The sequence below is a fragment of the Marinitoga sp. 1197 genome, assembly GCF_001021165.1.
In the GTDB taxonomy this organism is placed as follows: Bacteria; Thermotogota; Thermotogae; order Petrotogales; family Petrotogaceae; genus Marinitoga.
In genome coordinates this window covers 73,141-97,723 of record NZ_AZAY01000015.1, presented here as the reverse complement: position 1 = coordinate 97,723, position 24,583 = coordinate 73,141, and the positions used below count along the sequence as shown (strand labels likewise).

The 24,583-nt window shown below is 27.8% G+C and carries 15 protein-coding genes; 5 read left to right on the top strand and 10 right to left on the bottom strand.

What is annotated here, in order from left to right:
* Positions 1–237 precede the first annotated feature (237 nt).
* From X275_RS04790 to X275_RS04780, 3 genes are read right to left on the bottom strand one after another with little or no spacing between them, the layout of a single operon-like run.
* Positions 238–1,107: a DUF4350 domain-containing protein gene (locus tag X275_RS04790; protein ID WP_052913643.1), complete on the bottom strand. Its 870-nt coding sequence runs from the start codon at positions 1,105–1,107 to the stop codon at positions 238–240.
* Positions 1,108–1,160: 53 nt separating this feature from the next.
* Positions 1,161–2,435 (bottom strand): hypothetical protein, encoded by a 1,275-nt coding sequence (locus X275_RS04785; protein WP_047267782.1) that lies wholly within the window; start codon positions 2,433–2,435, stop codon positions 1,161–1,163.
* 16 nt (positions 2,436–2,451) lie between these two features.
* Positions 2,452–3,603 (bottom strand): hypothetical protein, encoded by a 1,152-nt coding sequence (locus X275_RS04780; RefSeq protein ID WP_047267781.1) that lies wholly within the window; start codon positions 3,601–3,603, stop codon positions 2,452–2,454.
* 158 nt (positions 3,604–3,761) lie between these two features.
* On the opposite strand from X275_RS04780, the gene X275_RS11045 reads away from it, so the two are divergent.
* Positions 3,762–4,583 (top strand): thermonuclease family protein, encoded by an 822-nt coding sequence (locus tag X275_RS11045; protein WP_052913641.1) that lies wholly within the window; start codon positions 3,762–3,764, stop codon positions 4,581–4,583.
* A gap of 21 nt (positions 4,584–4,604) precedes the next feature.
* Here the strand turns inward: X275_RS11045 and priA are convergent, their stop codons facing one another.
* The 4 genes from priA to panD are packed head-to-tail and all read right to left on the bottom strand — an operon-like array spanning position 4,605 to position 10,590.
* Complete coding sequence (priA, locus tag X275_RS04770) at positions 4,605–6,899, bottom strand: replication restart helicase PriA (RefSeq protein ID WP_047267780.1); 2,295 nt, start codon at positions 6,897–6,899, stop codon at positions 4,605–4,607.
* A gap of 4 nt (positions 6,900–6,903) precedes the next feature.
* Positions 6,904–8,895 (bottom strand): alpha-amylase family glycosyl hydrolase, encoded by a 1,992-nt coding sequence (locus X275_RS04765; RefSeq protein WP_047267779.1) that lies wholly within the window; start codon positions 8,893–8,895, stop codon positions 6,904–6,906.
* A 16-nt stretch (positions 8,896–8,911) separates the two neighbouring features.
* Positions 8,912–10,210 carry a nucleotidyltransferase gene (locus X275_RS04760; protein ID WP_047267778.1) on the bottom strand — a complete coding sequence of 433 codons (1,299 nt, stop codon included), beginning with the start codon at positions 10,208–10,210 and terminating at the stop codon, positions 8,912–8,914.
* Between the two features lie 2 nt (positions 10,211–10,212).
* Positions 10,213–10,590: an aspartate 1-decarboxylase gene (gene panD / locus X275_RS04755; protein ID WP_047267777.1), complete on the bottom strand. Its 378-nt coding sequence runs from the start codon at positions 10,588–10,590 to the stop codon at positions 10,213–10,215.
* A gap of 183 nt (positions 10,591–10,773) precedes the next feature.
* Here panD and X275_RS04750 point away from each other — a divergent pair, with 183 nt between their 5' ends.
* Positions 10,774–12,540, top strand: coding sequence for an ATPase (locus X275_RS04750; protein WP_047267776.1), 1,767 nt, complete (start codon positions 10,774–10,776; stop codon positions 12,538–12,540).
* Positions 12,541–12,581: 41 nt separating this feature from the next.
* Here X275_RS04750 and X275_RS04745 read toward each other — a convergent pair whose 3' ends face one another.
* On the bottom strand, positions 12,582–13,394 hold the full coding sequence (locus X275_RS04745; RefSeq protein WP_047267775.1) for a flagellin: 813 nt from the start codon (positions 13,392–13,394) through the stop codon (positions 12,582–12,584).
* Positions 13,395–13,560: 166 nt separating this feature from the next.
* Between X275_RS04745 and X275_RS04740 the strand changes: the two genes are divergently transcribed.
* From X275_RS04740 to X275_RS04730, 3 genes are read left to right on the top strand one after another with little or no spacing between them, the layout of a single operon-like run.
* Positions 13,561–15,555 (top strand): carboxypeptidase-like regulatory domain-containing protein, encoded by a 1,995-nt coding sequence (locus tag X275_RS04740; protein WP_047267774.1) that lies wholly within the window; start codon positions 13,561–13,563, stop codon positions 15,553–15,555.
* 15 nt (positions 15,556–15,570) lie between these two features.
* The gene (locus X275_RS04735) at positions 15,571–20,205 is read left to right on the top strand and encodes a hypothetical protein (RefSeq protein WP_047267773.1); all 4,635 of its coding nucleotides are present in this window, start codon (positions 15,571–15,573) and stop codon (positions 20,203–20,205) included.
* A 12-nt stretch (positions 20,206–20,217) separates the two neighbouring features.
* Positions 20,218–22,836 (top strand): hypothetical protein, encoded by a 2,619-nt coding sequence (locus tag X275_RS04730; RefSeq protein WP_047267772.1) that lies wholly within the window; start codon positions 20,218–20,220, stop codon positions 22,834–22,836.
* A gap of 55 nt (positions 22,837–22,891) precedes the next feature.
* Here X275_RS04730 and X275_RS04725 read toward each other — a convergent pair whose 3' ends face one another.
* Both X275_RS04725 and X275_RS04720 read right to left on the bottom strand, forming a co-directional pair.
* A complete protein-coding gene (locus X275_RS04725) occupies positions 22,892–23,536 on the bottom strand; it encodes a TIGR00153 family protein (protein WP_047267771.1) in 645 nt (214 codons plus the stop codon).
* 14 nt (positions 23,537–23,550) lie between these two features.
* On the bottom strand, positions 23,551–24,489 hold the full coding sequence (locus X275_RS04720; protein WP_047267770.1) for an inorganic phosphate transporter: 939 nt from the start codon (positions 24,487–24,489) through the stop codon (positions 23,551–23,553).
* Between the last annotated feature and the right edge of the window lie 94 nt (positions 24,490–24,583).

Genomic DNA, 24,583 nt, shown 5'->3' with positions numbered 1-24,583 from the left:
CCTGAGCCAGGATCAAACCCTCCATCCAACTCTTCGAGTTCGATCTCTTCGCTCTCTCTTCTTACTTCCGCTGGGTGTCTCTGTTCACTTGTCAAGGAGCTTTCCTTTCCTTCCCGCGGCTCTTCGTCCGCGTCCGAGTATATATATTACCACCTTTCTTCTCTTTTGTCAACTTACAATACTGTTAATTTTGTTAATCGTTAGTGAATTCACCAGAATTAGCTTTATTACTGTGTTTCATTTCACCAACCATTTTATAATATTTATCATTAATTCTCTATTATCTCCATAATAATAACCATCATATAATTTATCTCCCGGTGTTCCTGTTCCATCATCAATTGGTGATGAATCACCTATAGCAACAAATTTACCACTTCCATATTTTCCGGCAATCACATAAGCTCCCCATGTTTCTTCACTATAATAAATAATTCCACTTATATTTTCATTATCAATTATATATTCCGATGTCCCAGCCCAAGCACCTGTTTTATTTATTCCTTTAGTTATCTCATGCTCTTTCATCTTCACTATAGGGCTTTCAGAATATTGTTTTTCTCTAAATCTAAAGCCTAATCTTCCAACAAAATCATCTGAATATATTTCCTTAGTTTCTATTATATGTTTCTCTTTCAAAAATCCGTTGAATATTTCTATTGCATCCCATCCATCATTATTTCTATCTGCACCAATATGATCAGCAATGAAGAAAACACTTCCTCCATTTTCAATATACTTTATTATTGCATTTTGTTCATCTTTTGTAAAAGGAATATTTGGTTCTGGTATTACATATACTTTATATTTTGATATTATTTCATAAGTAATAGGCATGTCATCATCTCTTTGATTACTTCCATATTCATCATTACCCCATTCATTAACATTAGCTCCGCGATTTTTTAAATCATCAGCAAAATCAGAAAATCCACCTCTAATAGTCCAATCAGCATTACCTGCAGTTTGTGAATGCGCATTATCAAAAAGAATAGCTTCATTATTGAAAATTTTATCTAATCTATTAATTCTATCTTCTATAATACACCCTGAAAATAGGAATAATACAATAACCAAAACGAACAATAAATAAAATGTCTTTTTCATTTTTTACCTCCTATTTTTTCAAAAAAGAAAGCCCAAATGGGCTTTCTTCAAATTTAAAATTCCACATCATTTTCATCTCTTAAATATATCTGCCATGTACCTTTATATTTTGCTAAATAACCAGTTATAGTTGCATCTTTTGATGATGTAATTGCTGTTCCACCATTCGCAGCATCAACTGTATTTTTTGAATAAACTAATATATTTGCAGTAGTATTATCTGTTAAATTATATTCCAAATTATACGTATAATTATCATTAGGGGATAAACTACCTTTTACTTTTACCAGTTTATAACCCCATATTACAAAATCTGTCCAATCGGTTTTTGAACTTAAATCCGCATTTAATTCAAAAGTTTTTATTTCATTATTGAAACTTACTTTAAATATATTTGTTGGTTCTTTCAATCTAATATTTCCATTATTTGTATCAAGATAACCTGTTGCATCGAAAGTTATTTGATCACCAATTGAAACATTATCCATACCTTCTTTTATATAAATACCTGTCGTTGCATCATTAATAACCGCAACAGAACCACTTTTATACACAACAATACCTTCAATATCTGTAAATTCTGTTGTCCCATTTACAATTTCACTTTTTATTTCTGCTATTCCAGAATAATTAACTTCTGCTGGAGCAACATAATCATACAACATCTCATAATCATCATTAGATATCAAAGCAATTTCCCATTCACCTTTGTATAATTTCAAAATACCAGTTACTTTTATTTTATCTCCTTGAGATACACCTGAGAATCCAGAATATAAATAAGCTATTATGTTAGTTTGTAAATCTTCCACTGTCAATGTTGCAGTTTTAGAATCAATTTCTAATACTGTTCCTTCTGTAGTTACTAATATCATATTAGGTGTTGTTTCATCACCATTAATAGTCCATTTTTCTAATAAAGATGATGTTAGTGCTTTAGGTGTCACATCTTTATTATGTTCTTTTACTTCATAATTATCAGGTTTTATTTCAATTTCACCATTATAAACTTTTATTGCACCTTCAAACTCTATCAAATCACCAACTGTCAGTTTATCTTTTATAGAAGAATCTTGCCAATATAATAATACTCCTGCGTCACTATTTTCTGATTGAATATATGCTTTGGTATAATTTTTGCTTGTATTATTATAAAGATTTATTATAACTCCACTACTTTTTATTTTTGTAATTTCCCCTGACTTAAATTTAACTAATCCATCTTTTAATGCTATTAATTCATCATCAACATTCTCTTTTACCAAACACCCTGTCAACAAAAACAATCCCAAAATAGATATCAACAAAAACACCAAACTCTTTTTCATTCCACTACCCCCTTATTTAAAATATAATATTCATTAATGATCTTTCTGTTATCACAAAATCTGTCCAGGTTGTAAAACTCAATACCATTCTTTGATTCCCACTTGCTCTTCCATTTATATCCTCAGCAGAAACTGTTAATGTTATGTTATCTCCGTTTATTTTAATTCCATAATTTGTTACGTAATCTGTCAATATTCCATCATCTAATGAATTTCCTTGGACAAAAAATTCTATTTTCCATGGTCTTGGTAAATAATATCCTGCTCTTAATTCATATAACCATGTTTTGTTTTGAGGATTATTTGTTACAGCATCAATGTCAAGATAATATAAATTTTTATTTTCATTATCCATGCTGTAATATATTAAGCCCTTTAAATATACTGGATAATAATTTATTTTCCCACCAAAAGTCATTTTAGGATTTGGTAAAATTTCAATTAAATCATTAATGTTAGAGGTTATTTCTGATATTGATTGCACTTCTGACACAACAGCATAACCTATACCATAATATAATTGTGTTATTAATTTTCTATTCCATTTAATTGAATTATACCCTGCAAATGATACTGATAATTTGTTATATTTATTATCCTGAGATATATAGAACATATATTTAGTATATCTTTCATCAAGACCAAAATATGCATAAATCGAACTATCTTCTAAATTGCATGCTCCACCTATTTTAATTTTCCCAACTGGTTTTATATAACCACCAATTGCCATTTTCATAGGGTTTAAAGTATAATTTTCGTCACCAAGATCATCCCTAAATCCTCCTACTCTAAAAGAAAAATCTCTTCTTAAATCATAAGGATAATCTCTGAATTTGAACTTTCCAATCATTAATAATGTATCATATCCAACTCTATATTGTAAATAATAGTATCTTGGAAGTTTAAAGTTTAATGTTTCATTATCTTTAAACTCGTATGTAAGCGCTGATGAAGATAAAGTTAAATAATCATTGAATCTCAGTGTAATATTATCAGTTAATCCTATATCAAAATAACCAATAGGAAATACATCTATGAAATTGTCTAAATCATCTAAATTCATTGTATAAATACCTAATACAGAAAATTTTGTTCCACTAAAAGCTCCAAAAATTGTTATAAAACTTATAAGAACAAATAGCATGATCGTTAATACTTTTTTCATAAAAACCCCTCCTAAAATCGAATGTGTTTTTTACCAACTTATTTCAGTATAATTTTCATTTGTTACGTATATTTTTACATTTTTTATGTTATAATAATTCAGTAGTTTGGCTTTAACATGACATTATATCACATTTTTTTATTAGGAGGAATGTTAAAATGTTAAAAAAACTATATATATTTGTTGGTATTTTAATCTCTTTACTTCTTATTACTTCTTGTTCAAAACAAACACAAATTAATAAATCTTATATTGAAAAAAATTATTATGTGAGCAAAGTAATTGATGGTGACACAATAAAAGTATATTATGATGGCGATGAAACTTCCGTTAGATTAATAGGAATAGATACACCCGAAACACATAGTGGAGATAAACCTATTGGAGAGTTAGGAGATACAGCATATTGGTTCGTTAGAAATAAAATATATTCTGAAAATTCAAAAAAATCATATGTTTATATGGAATTTGATTCTAACTCATATGGAAATTATGGAAGATTATTAGCTTATGTTTATTATAAAGGTAAAGATGGAAAAATGCATTTTTTAAACGAAGAAATTATAAAAAACGGACTTGCAAGACCTTTATTTTATTCCGACACTTCGAAACATAAGAATGAATTTATTGAAGCTTATAAATATGCTTATGAAAACAGAAAAGGAATTTTCCAATTTTTTGACGATGATAACAGAAAAATTTATGAAAATGATCTTTCTGATTCTGATATTGGAAAGATTAGATGGGTTCGTTTTAAAGTTAAAAGTATTTCGCGTTCTGGTTCCTTTTACCATATTTACTCAGAAAATAATAAAGTATATATAACTATTAGATGTGATGAATATAAAGCTTTTTTTAAAAATTTAAATATATATGATCTTGATAATAAAGAGATAGAAGTATATGGTGAAGTTTGGAAAGATAATGGAATTTATGAAATTTTAGCTCGATCTGAATTTGAATTTAAAGTTATAAAATAAAAGCCCACATGGGCTTTTATTTTATAATAAGGTACTTGGAGGATTTACATATATATACATTTTCTTTTTGTAATTACTTATAATTTTATAAAACTTTTTATGATCTATACTACCTTTTATCACTATCTGATATCTATATTGACCACGTAATTTTGGAATCAATGGTTCTGTTGGTTCTAATATTTCCACATTTTTCTCATTTAAATTTTCTTTTTGTAATTTTTCATAAAATGTTCTGGCTTCTTCTAAAGCCCTTTTCTCGTCAAAATTCATAAACATTATCATTAATAATTCTGAATATGGTGGGTATTTATATTTTTCCCTATTTTTTAATTCTAATTCAACAATTTTATCATAATTATGTTCTTTTACAAATTTGAAAAAATCATTTTCAGATTTAAATGTTTGAAGTAAAACTTTCCCTTTTTCTTTTCTCCCAGATCTACCTGCAACCTGAATTAACAATGAAGCTGTATGTTCTTGTGATGTGTATTCAGGGAAATTTAAATATCTATCGCTATCAAGAATTACTACCAATTTAATATCTTCTATATCAAGACCTTTGGTTATCATTTTAGTTCCAACGATTATAGCCGGTCCTTCTTTTTTTATTTCTTCAAAAGCTTTATTTAACTCTTCATGCGTTTTTATTACTTCTCTATCCATTCTAATAATCTTATTAGATGGAAAAAATTTCAACAACTCATTTACCACTCTTTCTGTTCCATACCCTCTAAGTTGTAATTCTGGATTTCCACATACCGGACATGAATTTGGAACCTTTTTTTCTATACCACAATAATGGCATTTTAACTTATTTTCATAGCGGTGATACGTATAAGACACATCACAATTGTCGCATTTTAAAACATTTCCACAATTTGTACATATTAAATAATTTGCATATCCTTTAGTTGGAGAAAAAATAAGTACTTTTTTATTATTTTTTAAGATTTTATTTATTTCCTCTAAAACTTTTTTAGTAAAGATCCAGCTTACCTTTTCTTCTTTTTTCAAGTCAATGACTTCAATATCTGGCATTTCTGTAAAAACTCTTTCTTTTAATTCTAAAAGATTAATTTCCTCTTCATATGCTTTCTTCATTTCTCTCAATGTTGGCGTTGCTGAGGATAATATTAATTTTATTTTTTCTATTTTTGCTCTTAAATATGCTATTTCCACAGCATCATATGAAATCTGATCAAATTGATATAGTGATTGATCATGTTCTTCATCTATTATTATCATTCCAAGATCTTTTAACGGAATCCAAACAGCACTCCTTGTTCCAATAATAATATCGATATTTCCATTTACAGCATCATACCAGGTTTTTGTTCTTATAGAACTATTTATACTTGAATGATACACACCTATATTTTTAGCTGGAAATCTTTTTTTTATACGAGAAACAAATTGTGGCGTTAATGAAATCTCTGGTATTATAATCATTATTTTTTTATTCTTAATCAAATATTTTTCCATAACTTCGAAAAATATCTCTGTTTTTCCACTTCCAGTTACACCATATAAAAGATCGATTTCATCTTTATTTTTTAGTATATTTTCTTTCAATTCTTTCTGTTTATCTGTAAGTTCTACTATAAACGGTTTTTCGTTTATCTCTTCTTCATCAATAATTTCTATAATTCCTTTTTTTATTAATGTTTTTAAAACTGTAGAAGATCGCGAAATTATTTTTTGTTCATATAGTTCATTTTCATATATTTTATTATTTTTTTCATTAATATAATTTACAACCTTTATACCGCTATTGGATATTTTTTCATTTAATACTTCAATTATATTTTTTTTCAATATAACAACTTTTCTTTTCTTTTTTAATTCTTTCTTTATATGTATATTCAATTCAACAAGGTTTTCTTTTATCATTTTTTTTAATACTTTATTTGCCGCATTTTTAGTTTTGAATTTTCTATAATACTCATTTAAAAATATAGGTTTTTCCATATTAGACAAAGGGGATTTAGGTATTATTTTTATTTTTATCTTATCAGAAGAAGCCGGAGGAAATATTAATTTCCCCATTTCGCTTATAGGAACAAGAAATTTTTTTGATGCATTTTTTATTAATTCTATATGTTCATTTTTTATCAACGGTTTATAATCCACAACCAATTCTATTTCTTTTACTTTATAATTTTTTTCATCTGTTTCTGAAATAATTACACCTAATTTTTGTTGATTTCTAAAATCAATTAGCACCCTTTGGCCAGGTGCTAATTTTTCTTCATAAGAATATGTAAATGTATTGTACGTGTATGTTCCAAAAACCGCTATTTCATAATAATACATATGATCACTGCCTTATTAATATTCTAAATGTTAATCCTGATATTTTTTCAATTGTTTTTATTTTTTCTCCTGTAAAATAATCTATATAATTCCCATTTAGTTCTATATTTGCTTTTACAGGTATTTTTCTTGAATTGGATATTACAATTACTTCATCATTTTCAGTATATCTTCTATATACCAAAGCTCCCAATTTTGTTTTTATTACTTCATATTCTCCATATCTTAATGCTTCATGTTCTTTTCTAAGTTTTATAAGAGATTTATAGTAATTATATATATCCATATTCCAAAATTCTTCATCCCATGGAAATGGTTTTCTACACCAAGGATCTCTTTCACCTGTTAGCCCTATTTCATCTCCATAATATATAACTGGCGCTCCAACAAAGGTCATTTGAATACCAACTGCTATTTTAAATTTATCAATATCATCATTTAATTCTGTAATTGCTCTTGGTGTATCATGACTATCTAATAAATTCCATAATGTATGAATTATTTGTGGCGGATACTTTTCTAAATAAGCATTTGTGTTTTTTACAAAATTATAAGCACTTCCACCTTTTGCATATCCCAAAGCTGCATCTCTAAACAAATAATTCATAACAGTATCAAAAGCTGGTTTTTCAAAATATTGAGTAGAATCTTTCCAGTATTCACCACTAATAACAGCATTTTCATTTATCCCTTTTACTATAGGATAAAAGAAATTTTCCCAGAATGAATTTTTCACTTGATCTACTGCATCTAATCTCCAACCATCAATGCCATATTCCATCCATTTTCCTAAGACAGTGGTAATGTAAGCTTTTACTTCAGGATTTTCTAAGTTTAATTTAGGAAGGTCAGCATATCCCCACCATGATTCATAGCTATCTGCAGACTTTGTAACTGGAAATTTCTTTATAAAATACCAATCTAAGTACTTAGATCTTTTTTGATTTCTAAATATATCCTGCATGGCAAAAAATTCATCACCTGTATGGTTAAAAACTCCATCAAGAATTATTTTTATATTGTTTTTCTTTAAGTCCTTAACCATTTGGATAAATGTTTTATCATCACCAAAATGTGAATCTATTCTTAAATAATCTTTAGTATCATATTTATGACTAGAAACTGATTCGAATATTGGATTTAAATAAATTGCCTCTATTCCTAAATTTTTTAAATATTCTATTGATTCTATAATACCTTTTAAATCTCCACCATAAAATCCATTAGAACCTAATGATGATGATGTATAATTACCATACCATTCATATGTATATGTTGGATCATTTGTTTTATCTCCATTTCTAAATCTTTCAGGAAATATTTGATAATATATTCTACCTTTTGTCCAATCTGGTACATCAAAATATTTTATTATTGGTTTATTAAAATCAAATTCAAAATAATCTAAATTAGGATATTCGATACTATTTTCACCATCTTTTATAATAAACTTATATCTCAATACATTAGCAGGTGTTTTTACATGGAATCTATATAATTCTGTTTTATCAAATGTTAATTTCTCTTTTTTTATAACTTTCGCATTACCAACAAAATATACATCTTCAATATCTTTTTTTTGTACTTCTATTGATAAATAAATATCTCCAGGTTTTACTGGATTTATATATTTTCTTTCTTTTTCGTGCTTTATAACCCCAACTTTTCCATCACCTATAGATGGGTAATATGTTTTTTCTTCTTTTATTATGAGTAATGAATATAATTTTCCGTTTGAATAAACAGTGTTTGTATTTTTATAATCCAGAATTTCATTTCCATCTACTAAAAATAAATATTTATATTCCCCTTCTTCTAATTCAAAACTTTTTTTCCATAATCCCGTATTTGTTTTTTCCATTTGAATAGGTTCATCTGAAAAATCACCTATTATTGAAACATTTGAAGCACTTGCAGTATAGTATATAACACTTTTTATTGAAAATGACATTGTAAAAATTAATATTAAAAATATAAATATAAAAATTTTTTTCATATTAAACCCCTTTCAATCACTTAAGAATAATTATTTTTGCTTTTTTATCTATTTCCCCTCTAGAAAATTCTTTATTTTTATAATACATTGAATATACATTAGATGCCTTAAAATCATATTCTATCATTTTAAAATATAAATTCTTTTTTATATCCCATTTTTTGCGTTTATTATCTAAATCCCTTTCTATATTTTTTATAATTGAAATATAATTTGATGGCGTGACAATTATTGGATACGTTATTTGTTCTCTCATTACTGATAATAATTTTCTTCCTTTTTTTGTAAAACCCAGAATTCTTAAATATTGAGGACCATATTTATTAGCATCATATATCAAATCTTTTTTTAATCTAAAATAAATACTTAAGAGTGTTCTTTTTATTCTAGTATAAGTAAATCTTTTAGCTTTTACTAAACGGTAAAATTCTATTATAGATGCACTTTGTTTTGCAGCTTCTATTATTCTTTGTTCCAAACCCTCATTAATTCCAAAAATTTCTTGAATATCATCCCTATTTAATGTTCTTAAAAAAGATAGTAAAGATATTTCATAATCTTCAATAAATATTGGAGCTTTACCTAAATTCTCTTCTCTTTTTAATATTTCATATGTTGTCTGTGGAACTGATTTTTTTATTAATTCATACATTTCTTCTTTCCACAATTTTCTAATGGCTGTAGCACTGGAAAAATCACCTTTAAATTCTTTATCGTTATAATTTGCCCCCTGTCGCTGTATCACATGTGGAACTATTTTAGAATTATAATATTTTAATGCTTTTAAATATTCCAATCCTAATATATCATTAGATTTTTCAATAGCCAAAATTTTTTCTTTTTTTAAAATATTATTTTTTTCAAAAAAATGAATTAATGCGTATTTTCTCGCATTCGGAAAAGAATATCCTTCTTTTAAATATTTTTTTAAAAGATTTTTAAACTTATCAGGTTGTTTATATATTATATCAGAAATAATATTTAATGTTTCAATATCTGCTGATTCGCTCCCAAATACTATATCTGTCACAACTTTTGTTCTTTCTAAAATCCCAATAGATCCCAATGCAAAACCATTTGCATCTTGAATAGAATACACAAAAGGTAATTCGATAACTATATCTATTCCCATATTAAGCGCAATTTCTGTTCTAGCAAATTTATCTAGAATTGCTGGTTCTCCTCTTTGAACAAAATTTCCACTCATCACCGCAATGGTGAAGTCAGGTTTTACCATCTCTTTAGCTTTTTTTAAGTGATATAAATGTCCATTATGGAATGGATTATATTCAACGATTATCCCTAATACTTTCAAATTTAGCACTCCGTTCTAGGTTCTTCATGATTTTTTAGAATTTTTGGATTATTTTTATCATCTACTACAACTATTTTCGGATTACTTTTTTCTTCTTTAGAATACAATCCATATGCCATAATAATAACTTTATCCCCTAATTCCACCATTCTTGCAGCTGCACCATTTAAACCTATTATCCTTGATCCTCTTTCTCCTTTTATAACATAAGTTTCAAATCTTGCACCATTATTTATATCCACTATTTGAACTAATTCATTTTCTTCTATATTCGCAAGCTCCATTAATTCTTCATCGATTGTAACGCTACCTTCATAATGAATATTTTTTTCTGTAACTGATGCTCTATGAATTTTTCCTTTTAATAGTATTCTAAACATATAATTACCTCCTGAATTTAAATTTAATTTATATATTAATTTTACCATTAAATTTTGTATTTTTGGTTTAAGAAATTAAAAATTTTTAACTTTATATTTTTATAAATTCTATTTCCAGAAATTTTAAATGCTATCTATTTTGTGGTATAATTACTATAAAAATACAAGATAAGGGGTGATTTTATGTCGAGAACTGTTTTAATTGATGGTAGTGTTTCATATTCCTCCAATGCTCAAATTATTCACAGCAAAATATTAAAAGAATTAGTTATAGAATTTTTAAATGATCTTGAAGAAAGAAATGAAAGCCTTTTAACTTTTTTTTCTTTATTTTTAAAAAACGAAGATGCTGTTGAAGTTAAAGAACGTTATGATCTTGATCAGATAATTAAAATGCTTTTTGCTTTATCTGCTGAAAAAATTGACGAAATAGATTCTTCGCCCTTTTATAGTTTTCCAAAATTAGGCGATAAAAAAGAACAGATTGTCAAGTTTGTAGAAAGAATTTATAATTTATGGAGAAATAAACACCGATTCATGATACAAAAAAACGATTATGTTTCTAATGGAATTCAAAAAATCTATAAAGAAATGATTCTTGTTAGAAATAATACTGATTTTAAAAGCTTAATTACAAATTTCTATCGTCAAATTCTGATTAATGTTTCAGATGATAGGTTAAAAGTATTAAGACAATTGCCAAGTGGTGCTCAAGTTGCGTTTTCTATAGATACTCCATCTTTTAAAGATAAGATTTTTAATGGCTCTGATACTTTATATAAGGTTCCTTTCGTATGGGGGATTGTATTTGAACCTCCTGTAATCTTTTATACAAAATCAAATAAGAGAAAAGGTATATTTAAAGTTATTGATTCTCCAATTTTAGAAAATATAGAACTGGAAAATCCAGATGATTGGTTTGCATTTCCAGTCCATGTTGGTAAAAAATATATTTTAGTATATGTATATAAAGAATTTCTCGCAATGGCTGCAGGTTTAACCAATTTATTCGAACTGGCAGGATTTGGGATTGTTCAGCGAAAAAAACCAGATGGGATATATTTTTACGGACTTGAAGATAGATTTTTTGAAAAAGCTGAATATAAAAAAGGTGTAATTTATAAAGAAAAAGATGGAACATATGTAGGCCTTTTAGGGCAAGATGATGATGTTGATTATTTTGGCTATATGAAAAAAATGATTTTAACCATTCATAATTTAAAGGTTATTGATGAAGGAAATTTGCCTATTCATGGAGCTTTAGCAGAAATTATTCTAAGAAATGGGAAAAAAGCTAATGTAATGTTAATGGGAGATAGTGGAGCTGGAAAATCCGAAACATTAGATGCTTTAAATAGACTTTCAAATGAAGTATCTGAAGTCAACATTTTAATAGATGATATGGGATCACTAGAAATTGATGATAGTGGAAATGTCATAGCTTTTGGAACCGAAACAGGTGCATTTGTAAGACTTGATGATTTACAACCTGGATACGCTTATTCCGCAATAGATAGAAGTATTTTTATGAATCCAAATGAAACAAATGCAAGAGTAATAGTCCCTTATTCAAATTACAAAGATATAATAAAACCAACTAAAATAGATTATTTCTTATATGCCAATAATTATGTAAAAGCTGAAGATAATTCATATATCAATTTTTTCAATGATTGGGAAAGTGCTTACAATGTATTTTCAAAAGGCGCCAGAATGGCCAAAGGCACCACTGCTGAGGTTGGTTTAACTTATAGTTATTTTGCAAATCCCTTTGGTGCAGTCCAAAGAAAGGAAAAACACGAAAAAATCGCTAAAAAATTTTTGGAACAGATGATTAAAAACGGTGTTAAAGTTGGAGAAATAAAAACTCAATTAGGTGTTTCTGGGTTCGAAGAAAATGGTCCTACTTATGCTGCTAAAGCACTTTTAAAATTAATAGATAATCAATAAAAGAGAGCCTTTCGGCTCTCTTTTTAGATAATATAAACTTTTTAAGGAGATTGTAAGATATTTAAAACTGATGCTGCATTTAACTGCCCAGTTTGAGAGAATAACATTGATGTCATATCTCTTAAATTTTGATTTCTTATATATTCAACCATGGTTTTTGCCATATCGGCACCTGCAATTCTTTCTTCTGCTGCACCTGTATTTTCTGCTCTATTTAAAAGATTTTCTGCTGCAACTCCTAATCTATTAACATACGAACCAACCTGCGTTCTCATATTTGTAACATTATTCACTGCCTCTTCAAGGGTATTTAATGCATTTTCTGCCCCTTCCTGCGTCGTTAAGTTTATGTTTTCAAGGTTTAGTGCTTCTGGTCTCATATCCTGAATTTCAACATTTAAATTATTTCTTCCTGTTGCATCTAACGGTAAATCGGCCTGAAATTCTCCATTTAATAGCTGTTGATTATTATATTGAGTATCTCTTACAACATCTCTTATTCCCTGCCTTAATTGATTAAATTCTTCCTGAATAGCGGTTCTTGCTTCTTCAGGTAATGTATCATTTGCAGCTCTTGTTGCAAGTTCTCTCATACGACCCAATGTATCCTGAATAGATGAAATTCCCTGATCTGCAACGTTTAACGCTCCTATGCCATCATATATATTCCTTACTGCTTGATAAGCTGATCTAAATTGTGTATTTAGCCTCTGAGCTATACTAAATCCCGCAGGATCCACAGATGAATTAATCAATCTATTTCCACTCGCCAATTGCTGTGATCTTTGCAATAACAAATTTGATAAATTTGATAATCTATTCGTCTGGTTTAAATAATTATTTCCGATTCTCATTAGGGGTCCCTCCCTTTTCATAATTTCCTATATGTTTTTAGACTTCTTTTTTATAAAAAAGTTCAATTTTTATTATTTTATTTATGAACTTTCTAAAAAAAATCAGGTCTAAATAACTATGATGTTAATATTGTTTGAATTGTAATTAAAATTAGGAGGTGAAAAAATGGAAAAAAAAGTATGGATTTTAATTTTAATATTTATAATCGTGTTTTTTATTTACTCTTGTGACAGATTGCAACAAATTGAAGAAGGTTTTATCACTTTTAATGTAAAAGATAAAGTAACAAATACACCTATTCAAAGTGCTACTATAAAAATAATTCAAAATGGGAGTCTTGTGGTTCAAGCTAAGACTGATGAAAATGGGTCTTATGAATTTAAGTTACCGACAGGTGATTATGATTATGAAGTTTCTAAAACCTATTATTATCCTCTAAGTAGTAAAGTTACGGTTTATACAAAAGAAAAAAGAACTGAAAATGTACTTTTAGAACCAGCAGAGAATAACCCTCCTACATTTGGCAGATATATTTCACCTTTAGATAATCAAATTGTAAAAGATAAAAAAGTAACTTTTAAATGGGAAGCTAATGACATTGAAGAGGATGCTATATATTACAATATTTATCTTAAATATCTAGGAAATGATTTCATAAAATTAAATGATGACCCGCTAGAAACCAATAATTATACTTATGAACCTCCTATTAAAGGGAAATATCAATGGAGAGTCGAATTATGGGATGAACCAAATAAAAATTATAAAATTCTGATTAGGGAAGCCCCTCAATTTGATTATCAACCAACTTTAGATTCAACCTTCAATCACAAACCTGAAATATCCCTCGTATATCCTGCTGATAATGATCCTATAGCAACTTCCAAAATAAACTTTTCATGGGTTGCCAGTGACGCTGATAAAGATCCTTTAACTTTTGATTTATTCCTTGGAAAATCCGAAACTACTTTTAACAACATAATTTCAAATTATAAAAAAACATCTTATACATATTCTCTAAACTCAACTGGACAATATTTCTGGAAGGTTCTGGTTTCAGATGGAAAAGAAACTGTAGAATCATCTGTATTTTCTTTTAATTATTCTCCACCTGAAAACGCAACTCCAATCATTCAATTATTCTCTCCTGAAGATAATTCTTCATTTATTTCAAACGAAATAGTCTTTAGCTGGATGGCCACAGATACAGACAATGGAACTCTGTTATACAGTCTGAATATAGGAAAATCCGAAACTACTTTAAATGAAATAATATCCTTTGAAGATTTGCAAAACAAAAAAATTTCTTATACTTACAAATTACAAGAACCTGGAGATTTTTATTGGAATGTTGAAGTTTCAGATACAGTAAATCCACCTGTAAAAAGTAAATTAAGAAAATTCACAATTTCTTCTCAAAATAAACCTCCAATTATAGATTCATATCACAAACCAGATGCTCCGACAGTTGTAGGTACAACTGTATCCTTTGAATGGAAAGCATTCGACCCAGAAGGAACACCTTTGTCTTTTGATTTCTATATTTCAGATGTGTATGATGATGTTAATAATTTAATTGAAAACGATTATACTGAATACAATTTACAAACAAACAGATTGGATAAGGAATTAAATTATTCTTCAACCTATTATTGGAGAATCGTGGCAACAGATGGGATGTATATTGTACCAGGACCTATATGGAGTTTTGAATTTGTTAAAAAGGAAGAAGGCGAACTTCCCGATATATACTTTATTCCAAATGAAATAAATATAGACATAGATTCAGTTGATAATTTTACAATAAATACTTCCTTTAAAAACAACATTCATGGATTTGACATAAGAATTTCTTATGATCCAGAATACATTGATATTAACCCAGAAAATTGTATTGAAAATACTTTATTTGATGATGATAATTATTATGTTATCAAAAAAATAATTGAATATAATGATCATAATGAATTTATTTTTAGTGTGGTTTCTGAAGATACCAATTTTGTTCTTCCAGAAAATCTCATCACAGTAGAAATTAATTCAAAAAAATCAGGAAATACAAAGATAAAATTTGAAAAATCAACATATATGTACGAAATAAATGATACAGAAATATTATTTACAACTGGTGATTTTATATCAATCACCATAGGACAATAAGGGGGTGATTATATAATGAAAAATAAATACTTTTTGTTTATAATCTTAATTTTATCTATATTTCTTCTTACTTCATGTTTTAATTTTAAAAAGGATGTTAAAAATCAAGAAAGTTTTAAATCTATTATTATAGAAAAAAATAATAACGAATATATTATAAAATCAAATGTTGAAGCCGATAGTTTTGAATTTGTTTTTGAAAATACAAATATTGACAATATTTACATACCTTCAAAATTTTTAAAAATCATAAAAAATGATGCTGGTTTAAAGGTAGCTATTTCTTCTCCTGATACTATTCATCGTGGGAATATATTATTAAAAGTAACTGATAAAGATTTTAAACTTAAAAATATCAATACTTATAATAGAAATAGTATTACAAAAAATTTTGATTATTATAGTAAAGGCGTCTCTTTTGGACTGTTAGGAGATTTTGATTTTGATGGAAAGGTTGATATTTCAGATTTTTCATCGTTTACATATTTTTATGGACTTGAAAGAGATAGTTTTAATGGAAATATGAAAGATTTTGATTTAATAGATATTGGTCCAGCTGGTAATTTTGCACATAAGGGTATCTGGGATGAAGTGTTTGATTTAGCCAAACCTGATGGTAAAATAGGATTATCAGATTTTTCAATATTTGCTGCAAATTATGGAATTGATGTTATATCTACCCAACCAACCATAACCGTAACATCCAATACTAATCCAGACACAATTACAGACGATATGGAAAAAGATATTGTTTCTGGTTTAAAAAATATCTATAATACTTATTCCCATATCATGACTTTTTTAAATGAAAATAAAGATTTTATTTCTTCCTTAGCTTCTTTTGAAGCATCACCACAAATATTTATAAAATATATCATTAATATGTCAGATGCAACAGAAACTGCTTTATTAAACATAATAAAGGACATTAATAATATCTCTTTGCTTTTTGGATCAATAAAAAATGGATATTTATATACAGATGTAAAATATAAAATAAATGAATTTGATTGGGATATGGATGGAACTGTTGAATCCACTTCACCTTTAAAACTAAAAATAAAGACTGAAAATGGTGAAGATTCTATTCCTTTTTATGATTTACTAAAAATCGATCAATTTCCAAGAGTTCTTGGAATAGATCCAGCTGGTGGTGATGCTATCTTTGATTATGAATTAATTAACGAAAATTTCAGCGAAAATTATAATCCAACTTTTGATGATAATGACTATATATTAATTGATGAAGGAACTACAGGGCAAATATCACTTATAACTGGATTAATAGGAATAATAGGAAAATCATTATTTATATATGATTTCAATAATCCTTCAGACAACATAAAAACAGTTTTAAAAAACAATGTTAATCTTATGGATAAAATAGATGAGATTTTAAAAAAACTTTTTAAAACCCCTCCTCCTCTTGATTCTGAGAAGATAACCGGATGGGAACTTGAGACCTATATATTTGGACATATACTATATTTTAAAGACTATAATACTTCTATTGAATTAATTAATACAATAAAAAATGAACTTATATCTTTACATGATATTTTAAATAAGATTTTTGAAGATAGAATTATGGATTATATTATTCAGCCACATGACCCAACCTCTGGCGATACTCCACCTATAAAATTAGAAGATTTTATTCCGACTATGGATAGTCTGAAAAAAACTGAAGAATTGGCACAGATAATACAAGACTCTTCAAAAGGTATAGATATTCCTTTAGAGTATAATAAAAATATAACCATTTATCCTGGTGTGTTTTTCAATAGTCCTGATGATTTTTCAAATTTAAATGTATTTTTACCAGATATTTATATAGAAGAAAGTAACAATTCAACTAATCTAATTGTTGAATTTCCAGATTCGACCTTTAAAGGATTAATTAGTGGTCTCGACAATAAAATAGAAATAAATTTAGAAGATTTTGGAAAAGAGAAAGGAACAATTTATCTTGAAGACATTACAATAATCGGAACATCCGTAACCTTTCAATGGACTCCAAAAAATATAAATAATGCTACAATTACATACGAATTAATTATAGATAATACAGAATGGCGTGTATGGGATTATATTGATGGAAATTTAAGTCCAAACGAATTAATAAGACTCGTCAAAACATCTGATACACAGGTCACTATTGATTTAAATGAAGGTAGTTATTTCTGGGCTGTTATAGGTTATGCAGATTTTGGTAATGGAAATATAGAAATTATTTACCCAGAAAATCCATACTGGTTCAATATATATGTTGAAGATACATTCTATTATGTAGATTTAATTTCACCAGAAAATGAATGGCATTCAACTGATGCTCCAGCTGAAGTTAACTTTGAATGGAAAGCATTTATCCACAAAAACAATATGGATGAACCTATAATAGTAGATAAATATGTACTTTATATAGAACAATTAACTGAACCATATAACTATTTTGAATATCAGCTCTCATCAGAAACAACTTCAATTTCACTAGATACAGGAAAATACAGATGGAATGTCATGGGATATTATCAGGATCCTGAAACCTTTGAAGAACATGAAATATATAGCGATTATTTTGAGTTTAAAATTGGAGATATTGAAGAAACTGCATATTTCTATAAAATGGATCCTCCTGATTATGTCTCATCTTTACCAGGAGATACTACAACAGATGTTTATTTCAGATGGGGTGTGAATAATCTAAATTCACAAACAGCTACAGCAAACATTTTCGAATTATATTACAGAGAAATAAATGATGATAATTGGTCAAAAGCTTCTGAAAATATAAACATCTTATGGTATGACGAAGATTATGGAAGTTATGAAGCAGAAATGATAATCCCTGAATTATCAGTTGGAAAAGAATATGAATGGAAAATTCGTGCATTTATCGATGAATCAAATTATATTGAAAGTGAAATATGGTATTTCTTTATCGAAGAAGGAACTTGGATGTTAGATTTGCATCTTATACAACCTCTGGATGGTGATGCTACACAAGCCAATAACATTGGATTTATATGGGGAATGGATCCATCTTATACAGGTGATTTCGAATTACATATACGACCTATAGATACCTGGGAAAATATGGATATATTAATTACTCCAGACGATTATTCAACAGGAACTGATATGTTTACTGGTGAAATGACATTTAATTATAACATAAATCTTGAAGATGGAGCTTACAAATACTGGTTATCATTAGCAAATGTTGAACCTGAAGAATATCAAGAAACAGAACACAGATGGTTTTTCGTCAATACAGAACCATATGAGGTTTTACTGGATTATCCAGAACAAAATGCTGTTTTTGATTACTATACTATTTGGTTTAGCTGGCATCACATAATGCCTCCACCTGATCCTGATAATCCTGCACCACTACAAAATATGAATTATATTTTTGAAGTAATAGATGAAGAAGGTAACATTATTTATAATACAAATCTTGAAAACCAATATTATGTAACTGTTGATTTTGATAATTCGGGAATTTATTACTGGCATATAATGGACGATAGTGGAAATATTATAAGCGCAACATTCACATTTGAAATAAAAGATATACGGGGAGAACCGGAAGAAAATAAATTACAGCTTTTTACCCCTTTAAACGGAGAATTTATTATATCATCAGAGCCTTTTAAGAATATAGGTTTTACATGGGAAGATCTTGGCGAGAATATTGAATATAATTTCTTTTTAAAACCTGCAAAAGAATTGATTGAAGCTGATACCAACTATATTGAACCTTTTGATTATGTTATTAATCCTGACTATAACCTAGAATTAAAAGATGGACCATATATATGGATGGTGAAAGGAAACAGAGACATCGATCGCTCTTATAATTCAAATATAAGAAGTTTCAATATTTCATCTTCAGATAATTCTATGGATATTGAGGTATATGATTCATTTGATAAAAGCGCTCGTGCTTTTGATACCATCTCTTTCTATGCTTCAAATACAGCAAATCAAATCGAATATCACATATTGCTTTTCACTCCATGGCAAAAGACTTGGGCATACCCCGATATTTTTGAGACATCATTAACTGGAAATCCAAATGAAGAAATTACTATAGAATTATGGCAATTATTTAACAAATTACAATATGGTGATATATATTATTATGCAATATTAGCAGACGATGGAAGCGAAACCATAATTTCTCCTGTAAAATCATTTATATACGATCCACTGTTGAAAGAAAATTACGTGTCATTTACTCCACAATATCTCGAGAATAATCAAAATACCTTCCAACTTAATACTTCAGGAAATGATTTAACAGAAGTTTATGGCATAGAATTTCATTTAAAAACTGATCCTGAAATAACCTTTGATGCTAGTAATATTTCCATTTCGGATTCCGATATAGATTTTTCATTAATAAAATCTTCCATAAAATTTGATGATTATACCGATGAAGAATATAAAGAAATTATTATATCTATAATATTCAAATCTCCTTTAGATTTATCAGATACAGAAATTGCATCTTTCACACTAAATAATGATTCCATTGTACATGGAACAACAATAGAAATTACTGATGCATTTATTTTATTTGAAGAAAATAAAGCGCCTGTTTCGCTTGAAATAGAAAATTCACTTGAAGTTTACGGACAATAGGAGGTGTTTTGAATGAAAAAATTCTTATATTTGTTTTTTATAATACTGATTATTTCACTGTTATTATCAGCCTGTATTCAAGACAATAAAGTTATAAATGAAAACAGTAATTTGAATATTTCAAGAATTATAGATATAAATTTTAATGATAAAGTTGCTGTTGTCACCTCAAAGGTGACAGCAGATTCTTTCGAATTTTTAATAACGAATGTTTCTCCAGATGAAATTGAAATTCCTTCAATGTTTATGAATATTGTAAAAGAAAAAGAAGATAAATTGTTAGTAGCAATTTCAACTATAAATTCCGTAAACACTGGTGATGTACTTTTAACCATTAAAACAAATAATTTTAATATCGAAAAAATTGATTATTTTTCAAGAAATACTTTAACCAAACAATATAATAATTTTGATCCTTATAACTGGAAATGGGGCGGATTGTTAGGTGATTTTAACCTGAGCGGAAAAGTGGATCTAACAGATTTTTCATCATTTGTTTATTATTATGGAATGAATTCATGCAATGAAGATGTACCTGATGAATTCTCAAGATTTGATATAGGTCCAGCTTTAAATATAGTTAATAAAGGTAATTGGAAATATGTTTACGACTATAAATTAGAGGACCAGCAAGTAAATATTATTGATTTTTCAATATTTACAGCAAACTATGGTTATAGTATTCTCGAAAGTCCTTCTGGAACAATTGTACTAAATAACAATACAGATATAACTTCAATCTCTACACCTGCTTATAATGATATTTTAACTGTTCTAAAAAGTCTTCCTGATGAAATACAGAATATTAACGATATATTTTTTAATCACAAGGAATATATTGAATCATTAATGCATGCCATTACAAATAATAATTTTCAGAATTTCATTTTAAATTTAATAAATATTCCTGAAAATTTAGAAGAATCATTAATTAACATAATAGAAGACCTTGGAGTATTTTCTCAAAAACTTTCCATAAATGATTATCTTGATGAAAATATAAAATGGGAAATAAATGATTTTGATTGGAATGGTGATGGAATTATAGATAATAATACAGAATTACATATAGCTGCTACTGTAACTTATTGTGGACAAGAACCACAAAAGGGATCTTTTGGCCTTTATACTGATATATTATTAAAACTTGATGATATAGATAATATTGAATTTATATGCATAGATAAAAACACACCAGGAGATGCTATATTTGACTGGGAGTTTTTGACGAAAAAAATGAATTATGAAGATCTTTCTGATTACTCTCTTACTTTTGATGAAAATGATTATCTAATAGTTGATGAAGGTTTGATTTCAATGATGGCTTTTGTATTCAATAATATCTATGTACGTGGAAATGCCTTTTTTCTATACGATTTAAATAATACATCTGCCACTATAACCTCCATTCTGCAAAGTGATTCTCCTGAGGCTTCTTTAGATGAATTATTTTTAACTTTGGCAAACGATTACACCATAACTGCATCTGAAATGGAAAATAACATTTTTGGTGAAATGTTAAAACCTCGAGATGATTTTTTCGAAACAAGAGTTGCTTCAATACAAAACTCTATATTCTCTCAAAAGGATATTGTAAAAATGGTATTAGAAGATTCGATTATAGATTATCTTCCACAGGAACATGAGATAACTTCAGGACCTTTAGAAACATTTAGCATATGGCAAATATACATATCTAATATTTTAAATTTGTTTATTAGCGATATTAATGTTCCAGTCCATATTTTCGGACCAATTATGATATATCCCGCTGTATTTTTCGAAAATCCAGAAGATTTTGAAGATTTAAGTATATATTTACCAGATATCACTCTTGAAGGAACTATTGATTCTAAAGAAATTGAAAAGATTATTATTGACTTTCCGGATCCTTATTTTAATGGATTAATGAGTGGAATTGAAAATCCATTAATAATATCTACTATTGATTTTAATCAACATATGCAAATACCTCAAATAATAAATTGTGAAATGGAAGGAATTACAAGAATACGACCAGATGAATTTGGTAATCCGACTCCAGAATTAGCTTTAAGGTTTGATGTGAATATATCTAATCCAGAAAGTGTTCAAAAAGTTGAAGTATATAAAAATGATGAATATATAACTGATTTATATTATGAAAGAGATAATTATTATTTCAATGAAGAAATTTTTGAGGTTATAACTTTAAATTCATACGAAGATACCAATTACACAATAAAAGTTTATAATTATAATAACGAAATAGTTGATTCAAAAGTCTTATATTTAGGAAAACTATATTCAGAAAATTCTTTAGAAATAACTTCTCCTTATAATTTTAGAACATATACTTCTGGAGAAAATATTATGCTTCAATGGAATAATAATTTAATTTTACCTTATGAAGGTGCAGAAATTAACATAGCAAAAATTGATGAAACAACACATATGGTTGACTGGGAAAATAGAATGAGAGTTGCTGATGATTATAATGATGAAACTCCTTATTTTTCAATTGATGATCTTTCATATACCATACCTTCCAGTTTTTTCGAGTCATCTGGAATGTATTTAATTGAACTGGTTATTTATAATTGGTCTGAAAATACTTCTTTTGAATATCATACTATTATTGAAATCCAATAACTTTTGATGAATATTTTTTATTAAAATAAATAAAGGTGCGCTAACAACGCACCTTTTACACTTTTCTTTTATATATAATTATTTGAATTCTATCAGAAACATCTTCAGACGTATCGGAAATGTCAGCAATCCTATGAACAAGCTTTTTTAACTGTATTTTTTTTGCAAGTGATATATTTAAAGAAAAGATCTTTCTAATAATATCTCTTTCAATAATATCTGTTTCATGTTCATAATTTTCTGTTTTTAATATCATTTCATTAGCCTTTTCAAAATTTTCAAACATTTCTTTAGCTGCTTCTTTTACTGCTTTATATGTTACCTGAGATTTTTTTATGAGTTCAACCAGATCTGGTAATATTTCATCTGGAACTGATAAATTTTGAAGCTCTATTTCATCAGCAACACTTTCTGCTTTATTTGCAATCCTATCCATAGATTCAACAGTACCAAGCAAATCCCCTCTGAAATTAGGCAAAAAAGCTCCTGAATACATTTCTAATTCTGCCTGCCTTCTAATTTTATCTGCTTCTGTTTCTGCATTCCTAACCTCATCCGCTAATTCTTTTATTTTTTCTGTTCCTTTATCTAAATTAATTATCAAATCCTCTAATTTTTCGATAGTATTATCAACAGCTTCAAGATGTTGATCAAATAATTCTATAATTTTTTTCTCTTTTTTACCAAAAAATAGTCCCATATTGGCACCTCCTGTTAAATACTTATTTTAAAAACTCCTCTAAACACAAAGTATATAATCGCTGTAATTATTCCTGCCGAAATAGGTGTATTAACCCATGCACTTAATATTTTGAGTAATATCTTTTTATTTGTTAATCTTGAGCCTCTTGCATATCCAGCACCGATTACTGCACCAACTATAGCCTGTGATGTAGAAACCGGGATACCCAGCAATGCATATATCCATACTGTTATTGATTCACCAAGCACAGCAATTGCCGCAGAAAAATAATCAAGTTCTATTATTTGACGGCCAACTGTCATCATAACTTTATAACTATATGTTAATACTCCAAAAGATATTGCAAGCCCCCCAACCAACGCTGCCGTACTAACACCTATTGAACTGGCAAACACACCCGTAATATTTGCAACATTATTTGCACCAAGAGAATATGACCCATACGCTCCAATAATAAGTGTAGCAATTTGAACAACTCTTTCTTTCATATATATAGACTTTATTTTATTAAAAGGAATTGATAGAATTTTATAGGAAATAAATCCAAAAATCATACCTCCAATTGGTGTCCCAACCCATGCCAAAACCAGTTTCAAAATTATTGACCAATTTACTCCACCTTCTATTAATCCAACTGCCATAATTGAACCAACTATCGCCTGAGAAGATGAAACAGGAACTCCAAAATACGTCATTACTGTCATTGTAATTGCTGCTGACAATACTGAAATTGATCCAGAAATCAGGCTCTGTGCTGTAACATTACTAATTGTTTCTATTCCCTTGGCTCCTCCTAATACAGCTCCAATTAATATAAAAATTGCAGAAATAATAGTAGCTGTTCTATATTTTACAATTCTATTTGATACCGCTGTACCAAAAATATTAGCTGCATCATTTGCACCCAATGACCATCCAAAAAATACTGCCGGTAATAAATAAAAAAACACATTCCCACCTTCTTTATTATAACTCAAATATATATAGTATTATATTTTATAATAAAAAGGTGAAATTATAAAATTCAAAAGAACTCAATAACAT

What these genes read in the sequence shown, in the direction of transcription:
- X275_RS04790 (WP_052913643.1), bottom strand. Translation starts at nt 1,107, where the DNA reads ATGAAAAAGACATTTTATTTATTGTTCGTTTTGGTTATTGTATTATTC.
- X275_RS04785 (WP_047267782.1), bottom strand. Translation starts at nt 2,435, where the DNA reads ATGAAAAAGAGTTTGGTGTTTTTGTTGATATCTATTTTGGGATTGTTT.
- X275_RS04780 (WP_047267781.1), bottom strand. Translation starts at nt 3,603, where the DNA reads ATGAAAAAAGTATTAACGATCATGCTATTTGTTCTTATAAGTTTTATA.
- X275_RS11045 (WP_052913641.1), top strand. Translation starts at nt 3,762, where the DNA reads ATGTTAAAAAAACTATATATATTTGTTGGTATTTTAATCTCTTTACTT.
- priA (WP_047267780.1), bottom strand. Translation starts at nt 6,899, where the DNA reads ATGTATTATTATGAAATAGCGGTTTTTGGAACATACACGTACAATACA.
- X275_RS04765 (WP_047267779.1), bottom strand. Translation starts at nt 8,895, where the DNA reads ATGAAAAAAATTTTTATATTTATATTTTTAATATTAATTTTTACAATG.
- panD (WP_047267777.1), bottom strand. Translation starts at nt 10,590, where the DNA reads ATGTTTAGAATACTATTAAAAGGAAAAATTCATAGAGCATCAGTTACA.
- X275_RS04750 (WP_047267776.1), top strand. Translation starts at nt 10,774, where the DNA reads ATGTCGAGAACTGTTTTAATTGATGGTAGTGTTTCATATTCCTCCAAT.
- X275_RS04745 (WP_047267775.1), bottom strand. Translation starts at nt 13,394, where the DNA reads ATGAGAATCGGAAATAATTATTTAAACCAGACGAATAGATTATCAAAT.
- X275_RS04740 (WP_047267774.1), top strand. Translation starts at nt 13,561, where the DNA reads ATGGAAAAAAAAGTATGGATTTTAATTTTAATATTTATAATCGTGTTT.
- X275_RS04735 (WP_047267773.1), top strand. Translation starts at nt 15,571, where the DNA reads ATGAAAAATAAATACTTTTTGTTTATAATCTTAATTTTATCTATATTT.
- X275_RS04730 (WP_047267772.1), top strand. Translation starts at nt 20,218, where the DNA reads ATGAAAAAATTCTTATATTTGTTTTTTATAATACTGATTATTTCACTG.
- X275_RS04725 (WP_047267771.1), bottom strand. Translation starts at nt 23,536, where the DNA reads ATGGGACTATTTTTTGGTAAAAAAGAGAAAAAAATTATAGAATTATTT.